Origin of the sequence: Clostridium sp., assembly GCF_040797585.1 — a bacterium.
Taxonomy (GTDB): Bacteria; Bacillota; Clostridia; order Clostridiales; family Clostridiaceae; genus Clostridium_Z.
In genome coordinates, this window is sequence record NZ_JBFNEO010000118.1 from 1 (window position 1) to 8,463 (window position 8,463).

10 protein-coding genes are annotated in these 8,463 nt (G+C 28.9%); 5 read left to right on the forward strand and 5 right to left on the reverse strand.

Annotated elements, in window-relative coordinates:
• The 3 genes from AB2369_RS08600 to AB2369_RS08610 all read right to left on the reverse strand — a co-directional run.
• Nucleotides 1-676 (reverse strand): hypothetical protein (locus AB2369_RS08600; protein ID WP_367666071.1); only part of this gene is annotated, 676 nt, incomplete at its 3' end.
• A gap of 53 nt (nt 677-729) precedes the next feature.
• The gene (locus AB2369_RS08605; RefSeq protein WP_367666072.1) at nt 730-1,140 is read right to left on the reverse strand and encodes a hypothetical protein; all 411 of its coding nucleotides are present in this window, start codon (nt 1,138-1,140) and stop codon (nt 730-732) included.
• Nucleotides 1,141-1,294: 154 nt separating this feature from the next.
• Nucleotides 1,295-1,450 carry a hypothetical protein gene (locus tag AB2369_RS08610; protein WP_367666073.1) on the reverse strand — a complete coding sequence of 52 codons (156 nt, stop codon included), beginning with the start codon at nt 1,448-1,450 and terminating at the stop codon, nt 1,295-1,297.
• Between the two features lie 717 nt (nt 1,451-2,167).
• On the opposite strand from AB2369_RS08610, the gene hydG reads away from it, so the two are divergent.
• From hydG to AB2369_RS08625, 3 genes are all read left to right on the forward strand, one after another.
• Nucleotides 2,168-3,583, forward strand: a complete 1,416-nt coding sequence (hydG, locus tag AB2369_RS08615) for a [FeFe] hydrogenase H-cluster radical SAM maturase HydG (protein WP_367666080.1) — start codon at nt 2,168-2,170, stop codon at nt 3,581-3,583.
• 40 nt (nt 3,584-3,623) lie between these two features.
• Complete coding sequence (gene hydF / locus AB2369_RS08620; RefSeq protein WP_367666074.1) at nt 3,624-4,808, forward strand: [FeFe] hydrogenase H-cluster maturation GTPase HydF; 1,185 nt, start codon at nt 3,624-3,626, stop codon at nt 4,806-4,808.
• Nucleotides 4,809-4,994: 186 nt separating this feature from the next.
• Complete coding sequence (locus AB2369_RS08625) at nt 4,995-5,222, forward strand: hypothetical protein (RefSeq protein ID WP_367666075.1); 228 nt, start codon at nt 4,995-4,997, stop codon at nt 5,220-5,222.
• A gap of 172 nt (nt 5,223-5,394) precedes the next feature.
• Here the strand turns inward: AB2369_RS08625 and AB2369_RS08630 are convergent, their stop codons facing one another.
• Entirely contained in the window at nt 5,395-5,967 is a 573-nt protein-coding gene (locus tag AB2369_RS08630; protein ID WP_367666076.1) for a hypothetical protein, read from the reverse strand.
• A 47-nt stretch (nt 5,968-6,014) separates the two neighbouring features.
• The gene (locus AB2369_RS08635) at nt 6,015-6,422 is read right to left on the reverse strand and encodes a hypothetical protein (protein ID WP_367666077.1); all 408 of its coding nucleotides are present in this window, start codon (nt 6,420-6,422) and stop codon (nt 6,015-6,017) included.
• A gap of 207 nt (nt 6,423-6,629) precedes the next feature.
• Here AB2369_RS08635 and AB2369_RS08640 point away from each other — a divergent pair, with 207 nt between their 5' ends.
• A complete protein-coding gene (locus tag AB2369_RS08640; RefSeq protein ID WP_367666078.1) occupies nt 6,630-7,667 on the forward strand; it encodes a M42 family metallopeptidase in 1,038 nt (345 codons plus the stop codon).
• A gap of 209 nt (nt 7,668-7,876) precedes the next feature.
• Nucleotides 7,877-8,368 (forward strand): transglycosylase SLT domain-containing protein, encoded by a 492-nt coding sequence (locus tag AB2369_RS08645; RefSeq protein ID WP_367666079.1) that lies wholly within the window; start codon nt 7,877-7,879, stop codon nt 8,366-8,368.
• Nucleotides 8,369-8,463: the final 95 nt, after the last annotated feature.

Below are 8,463 nucleotides of genomic sequence, written 5' to 3' on the forward strand. Positions count from 1 at the left end.
AGGTCATATAGCTATTATCTGATACTAAAGAATTACTATCAGAATCAAAGTCATCGCTGCTATTTAAATCTAAATTCGTAACTATTTTATACCTAGGAAACTTCCAATTATCCTTAAGACTTTCATCATATTCCCTAATCTCCAATGTATTTCCATTAAATAATTCTTTAAAATAATCTTTATCTGAAGTACTTTTAAAGTAATTAATATCCTCAGCAAATATATCACAATTTAAATTCTTTAAAATCTCTTTTATATTATCCTGCGTTATTACATACTTCTCCATTTCCTCTCTAAGTTTACCTATTCTCTTTCCACCATAGTATTTTCCCTTAAAAATTAAATAATCCTCTCCCATGACTAAAGTTTCAAATTTATATCCTTCTGTATATATCTCCATACTTATTTCCTTATTCTTATGTCTTTCTAAGGATTTAATTTCTTTTAGTGTGGTCATATTATCTAAAATTTTTTGAATTTCATTTTTATCATCTAAGGTTTTAATGTTTACATTATTCGTATGTATCCTCATAGTTTTTATTTCATTATAATGCTTTAAAGGTATATCCTTCCCGCCTTTATTTAAATTAAAATATAACAGTGTTATTAAAAGAATTGTCATAGCTATAATAAGCCAAAGATTTTTCTTTTGCACTTTCACTTCAAGCTTCCCCATTTATTAATCCCCTCTTCTACCATATAAATTGTCTATACCTAATTCAAAGTATATTAGCTCTCCTTAAAAAACTTCTCCTTAATCTCTACCTTAAGATTATTGCTTTTATCCTCTCTTATATAAACCTCAATCCTTCCTTCTGCTGTTTTTTTATAATCCTTTATTAAAATAAATTCTTCTCCATTAATATACTTTGGTATCTTCATCTTTAGCATGCTTTCGTCAAACTCTTCCTTAGGATTTATATTTATAGATCTATTATTTCTCTTTTCTATCTTTTCTACAGGTATAGGCCCTTCAGATAAATTATAATTTATCTCTATATCTTCTATATCCTTTGATGTTTCATTATATATAGTAACCTCTACCCCCTTATTGTCTATAGTAAAGTTTTTATACATAATAGCTCCTAAGACAGCTACACAAACTAAAAGGGTAAAAATTAATCTTTTATTTTTCTTCATAAAATTACCTCCTTTACCAGTAAATTATACCATTTATTTCCTTGGCATTCTACTTTATAAAAGAGGTTATTTTAATATTAGTTGAATTTAGATAAGGTACATCTATAGATAAGAGCTACTAATTTCAATATGTTAATTAAACTGGCTTAATTAGTTAACATATATACTTTTTAATGTATCTTAATAATTTAATAATCCAATAATTTATAATGCTTTGTATATATATTGAATTAAATAAACGCATAGAAACAGCAAAGGCAATAGATACTACTGCACTTAAAATTACTAAAACTCCAAATTTTCTTTTCATATTCCATCCCTGCTTGTCCTTAAATAATATTTAAAAATATCCTTATTTTCTATCATATAGTGATTTATACAATAATTTAAGTAATAAAATCTAAGCCATCTACTAATGATAATATACTTAAGTTACAATTATATCCATATGTTTTATTTAAAATGTACATAATCCCACTTAAAATGTCATAAAAATTTTATAAATACATTTTTTATTTGTTATATTTTTAACTACTAATTTGATTTTTGTTGAGAGGAAAAAATAACTGAGTTATAATGAAATCATAAACTTTTTTCATTATAACTCTCTTTTTCATAGTGTTTCTATGTAAAGGGATATTTTTTAATTCTAACTTTAAATACTTAAGCATACATAAAAGGAAGATGGATAAATATAAGATTTTATCTGATGGCTAGGAGTTGTAACACCCCCATCCTCTTAAAAGGTGAGGGATAACAGTTGCCACGCCTCTAGATTAAGTCATCTAATCTTCAAATGGTGGAAAGAACACCATCTGAAGGAAGATTCGTTCTATTATTTAATTCCAATACCCCTATAAGCTTAAATTAATAGAATTTATCAGATATTTAAAAATTACATCCTTCTTCCATCTTGGAAGAAGTTTTTTTGATTTTGTAATCTCTTACTATGAAAAAGAGTTATTGTACACATTATTTATAACTTAAAACTGGCGTTAAATAATTAAATATCTAAAGGGAGTGTGTAATTATGAAAGAATATAAGGCTGAAAATTTTATAGTAGATTCTTACATTAGAGATGCTATAGAAAAATCCAAGGAATTATCAAAGGATATTGAATATGTAGAAAGTATTTTAAATAAGGCACGTACCTTCTCTGGTCTTACCCATGAGGAAGCTGCTGTTTTACTTAATATAGAAGATGAAGCTTTATTATCTGAAATGTATAAAATATCAAGAGAAGTTAAAGAAAAAATATACGGAAAAAGGATAGTTTTATTTGCCCCTTTATATGTTTCTAATTATTGCGTAAATGAGTGTGAATACTGTGGATATAAACACTCTAATTCTTCTTTTAAACGAAAGAAACTTACCATGGATGAACTAGCTGAAGAAGTTAAAATCCTAGAATCCATGGGACATAAAAGACTTGCTCTAGAAGCAGGTGAAGATCCAGTGAACTGCTCTATTGATTATGTATTAGATTGTATAAAAACAATTTATTCTCTAAAGTTTGATAACGGAAGCATAAGAAGAATAAATGTAAATATAGCTGCAACTACCATTGAAAATTATAAAAGACTTAAGGATGCTGACATAGGAACCTATATATTATTCCAAGAAACTTATCATAGACATACTTATGAAAAACTTCATGCTAAAGGTCCTAAGCATAACTATGATTATCATACAACTGCTATGCATAGAGCAAGGCAAGCTGGTATTGATGATGTAGGCATGGGGGTATTATATGGATTATATGATTATAAATATGAAACCATAGCAATGCTACTTCATGCAGAGCACTTAGAAAAGGAAACTGGAGTTGGTCCTCATACTATTTCTGTTCCAAGACTTAGACCTGCTGAAAATGTATCTCTAGAAAATTATCCTCACCTTGTAGATGATAAAAACTTTAAAAAGCTAGTAGCCATAATAAGGCTTACACTTCCTTACGCTGGAATAATATTATCCACAAGAGAAGACGTAGATTTTAGAGAAGAAGTCATGGCTATTGGAGTGTCTCAAATAAGCTCTGGCTCCTGTACTGGAGTTGGTGGCTATGCTGATTCTCAAAAGGTAGAAACAGAGCAAAAACCTCAATTTCAAGTAGGTGATAATAGAAGTCCTCTAGAAGTTATAAAAGATTTATGTAGGGACGGTTATATACCAAGCTACTGCACAGCCTGCTACAGAGAAGGTAGAACTGGTGATAGATTTATGAATCTAGCTAAGAGTGGACAAATATGTAATGTATGTCAGCCTAATGCTCTTCTTACCCTTAAAGAATTCCTTCTTGATTATGGTGATGATGAGGCTAAAACTTTAGGAGATGAGATAATAAAAAAAGGATTATCTGATATTAAAAATGAAAAAGCTAGAAAAGTAGCAAAGGAAAGACTTACGAAAATAGAAAAGGGTGAAAGGGATTTAAGATTCTAAATAAAATTTTAAAGTCCATATATTAAGGAGGATTTTTTAAATGATTACTACTCCAAGAGCTAATAGACTTCATATTTCTCTATTTGGTAAAAGAAATGCTGGTAAGTCTAGTATTGTAAATGCCATTACAAACCAAGAGCTTTCTCTTGTATCTGATACCCCTGGAACTACCACAGATCCAGTTTTTAAATCCATGGAACTTCTCCCTCTCGGTCCTGTTGTTATAGTTGATACTGCTGGTTTTGATGATGAAGGAGCCTTAGGAAAACTTAGAATAGATAAAACCTATGAAATAATGGATAAAACTGACATTGCCCTTCTTATTTTTACCTCCTCTAATGATTATATATTGGAGGAAAAGTGGTATAAGGAACTCAAAAATAAAAATATTACTATCATAGGAGTTATAAACAAGATAGACTCTTCTAATGTGGATGAAGAGTATTTGAAGAAAAGATTTGAGATAACCTTTGTTAAAATAAGTGCCAAAGATAAAATTAACATTGGACAGTTAAAGGAAGCTATTATTGAAAATGCTCCTTTAGATTTTGAAAGAGATACTATAGTAGGAGATATTCTTAAACCTAAAGATATGGTTATAGTGGTAGCTCCTCAGGATATACAGGCACCGAAAGGTCGTCTTATACTCCCTCAAGTTCAAGTTATAAGAGATATCCTAAATCACAATGCCTTAGCTCTTACAGTTAAGGCTGAGGAGCTTTTAGATATACTACAGGCTTTAAATAAGAGGCCTGACCTTGTAATTACAGACTCTCAGATATTTAAAAAAGTTAATGATATTTTACCAGAGGATATTCCCTTAACCTCCTTTTCTATACTCATGGCAAGGTATAAGGGTGACTTAGATATGTTTACAAGTGGCGCTAAGGCAGTAAATATGTTAAAACCAGGAGATAGAATTCTTATAGCCGAGGCTTGTACCCACCATTCTTTAAAAAATGACATTGCAAGAGAAAAAATCCCTATGTGGCTTAATGAAAAAGTTGGAGGAGAAATCCCAATAGATGTAACCTCTGGAGGAGATTTTCCTAAGGATTTAAGCCCTTATAGTCTTGTAGTTCATTGTGGAAGCTGTATGTTCACAAGAAAACAGCTTCTTTCAAGATTAAGTAGATGTAAGGAGCAAAATGTCCCTATAACCAACTTTGGAGTTTTAATTGCAGAGCTTAATGGAATATTAAATAAGGTAACTAACATGTTTTAATTAATCTATACCTTTATATAAAAGACTATGAAAATTGGTTCAACTTCAATATATTTTCATATAAATACTTCGTTGTACTAGTTAAAATTTATAATTTTACTATAATATAATTCACCAATTAGTATTTTACAAATAATATAAAGTATAGGTATTTTATACTATAAATAATGCTATGGAGGATTATGTATGTTCAATAATTTAAATATGGGTAAGCTTGCTGCAAAACTTAATGATCCTAAAGCTTCTAGAGAGATAACTAAACTCTTAGCTGAAATTAGAGCACTACCAGGTATTGATGCTAAGATGAACGAAATAGGACGAATGAAAAATCCTCAAGCTCAAATTGAAGCTATGCAAAAGATTCCGGGACTTGCTGAAAAAGTTCAAAAATTACAAAGGTTGATGGATCAATAAAATAAAGGCTCTAAGTAAAAATCCTACTTAGAGCCTTTGTTATGTGTTTATTAATATGACTCTATAACTATACAATAATATCCTCAAGTCTCAGAGGATACTTATTGCCCTTACTTACTAATACTATTCTGTAATTAAGATGTATTAATAATGTAAATATAATAGCTCGGCATTATATTCTGTAGCATAGTTCCTTAAGTCTTTCTATGACCATATGAGGGTCTACATATAGTTCTGGCTTAAAATACGTCTCACATTGTTTATCTCCATGGTTATATAGAGTTAATAACATCTTAGAATTAGGTAAGGTATACCCCCTAGTATTTATAAAAAATCCTTCTCCAAATCCTCTAGTTCCTACTGGAACTATATTATTTGAAGTTTTAATTTCTCCTAATATATCCATATCCATATACTCATAATAACTATCTACCAAAAGAAACATAGTATTTTTTATTTTCAATTTACCCTTATGTCTGTATAACTCTTGTAGTTTCTTAAAAGTTAAAATTGATATATCCTTATAGGTTGTCTCATCTACTAATGTTTCTAAATAATCATAAATTTTTGCCCTTGAAAGTTTTAAATCTATATATTTTTCCTCTTTTCCTGAAATGAGCATTTTTACATTAATACAATCCTTTTTTTCCTTTAGATTCTTACCTATATAATGAACTATTTCTCCTTTGGAATTTATAGATTTCTTTATATAATCTGATAAATTATATTTCTCTACCTCTTTCAAATAGAACTTATCTCCTTGTAAATAGGTGTAGTATCCTCTACTATCCTTTAAAAATTCATATTCTTCACTATAGTAATAATAATTTTTTTCAAATGACAAAGGAGTAAACCCATTAATACCAATATATTTACTACAATATTCTCAAAATCATAATTAGTTATAGATTCTATATTATTTAACTCCTTTAATATACTAGTTTTAATGTCCCTAAAAATATCTTTTACTATCTCTATACCCTTAAAATTATATAATATTGCCCTAAATAAAATTATTATATCCTCCATAGCTTCACTTCTTGAGATAATTTTTGTATAACTAAAGTCTTTATGATTTCTACATCCCTTATAAGTATGTTTTTCTACTTCTTCTATATCTTTATATTTATCTTCTATGTAATTCCAAAGTTCCTTATCTTTCTCTTTATCATTAATTTCCTTAATCATAAAAGAAACCATACTCTCCCTCCTAACTTAAGTCCTATAAATACACCTATCCTTTGTTTAAATCTATGCTTAAATCATCTTAACTATTCTATTTTTTAAAATTCCTATCCATATATTTTTACTATTTTATATAGTCTATATGGATACCTCCTTTCTTATATTACCTTTTTATAGTAATATAGATTTAAAGCATTCATATTTAAAAGGGGGTCTTTATTAATGAATATAGATTTGTTAAGTGTAGTAGAAAATATGAAAAAATACTTAGATATAGAAAGCCCAATAGGCTATACTAAAAATGCTCTTTTAGCTGTTAAAAGTGATTTTGAAAAACTTGGGCTTAGTACATCTTTTACTAAAAAAGGTGCTTTAATAGCTACTCTTATTGGCGAGAATTCAAAAGAAGAAATCACAATATGTGCTCATATAGATACCCTTGGAGCTATAGTTAAAGAAATTCTTCCTGATGGTAAAATAAAGTTTCAAAAGGTTGGTGGAGGAATATATAACTCCATAGAAGGAGAAAACTGTAACGTAATAACAAGAAAGGGTAAGAAAATAAGAGGATCAATACTTCCTTTAAAAAATTCAACCCACATCTATGGTAGGTCTATTTCCCTTATTGAAAGAAATGAAGACACCATGTTCATAAGACTAGACGAAAGAATTTGTAGTAAAAATGATGTTTTAGAACTTGGTATAAATGTAGGAGATCTCATATCTATAGATACTAGGTTTGAGGTAACTGAAAGTGGATTTATAAAATCTAGATATATAGACAATAAGTGTGCTGTTTCTATGGTTGTTGAAATATGCAAATACTTAAAGGAAAATAACCTTACTCCAAAGTACACTACTAACTTTATAATAAGTAATTATGAAGAAATAGGTCATGGCATATCCTTTATTCCTCCACAAACTAAGGAACTAGTAGCAATTGATATAGCTCCTGTAGGAGATGGACAAACTTCCAGCGAATATTCTACTACAATAGCAGCTAAGGATAAACATACTGTATATGACTATGATTTTACAAATCAACTTATAAACATAGCTGAAGATTTCGGTATTGATTATGTAGTAGATGTATTTAATAGCTATAGCTCCGATGCATCTCAAGCTATATCCCGTGGTCTTGACATGAAGGTTGCCTTAATTGGACCTGGAGTTCATGGAACCCATCATTATGAGAGAACTCATGTATCATCTATAGAAAACACCTTAAAACTTCTTATAAATTATGTTTTAGGAAAATAAAAAAAGTACAGATTTACAATCAATGTAAGTCTGTACTTTTTAGCGTTATTCATCCCTGTATAAAACTATAGGACTAGTAAAGGTAAATTCTATTTTATATAACATTACAAAAGTGTAAGTTACAAATCATATTTTGTAACCTTGTTAAATGTAACATAAGATTAATTTTTGATAAACTAAACTTAATCAAAACTTAAGGAGGATTAGTAATGAAAAAAATAATTCCAATAATAGCAATAATTCTAGTAATTTTAATAGGTGGAGGCTTAGTTGCCAAAGCTGTAATTTATCCCATAGATTTCAAGGATGACATCAAAAAATATTCTAAAGAGTATAATGTTGATCCATATATTTTAGCTTCACTTATAAACTTTGAAACTAGATTTGAAGAGAGAGATTATGAAGCTGGAAAAAGCAATGGTATATTAAATATGAGAGACGATTTCGCAAAAGATCTTGCAAAAAAGGCAGGGATTGAAAACTTCGACCCTAAAACTCTAGCTAATCCTGAAGTATCTATAAAGCTTGGAGCATTCTTTATATCTCAATACAACAGTACAGAAGAGATGATAATGAATTGGGCTGTAAGAGCAGAAAAAGAAGAAAATAAAGAAGACATGAAATCCTATGCTAAAGAATACTATGCTCCTAAAATAGAAAAGAGAGCTAAGATATATAAAATATTAAATCCAGGACTATAATATCCTGTATACATAAAAACACTAGTAATTTTTTATACTATAAAGTGTACCCTTTGTCAAGGACAGTTTAAAAAAGACACTGTTAATTTAAAAGA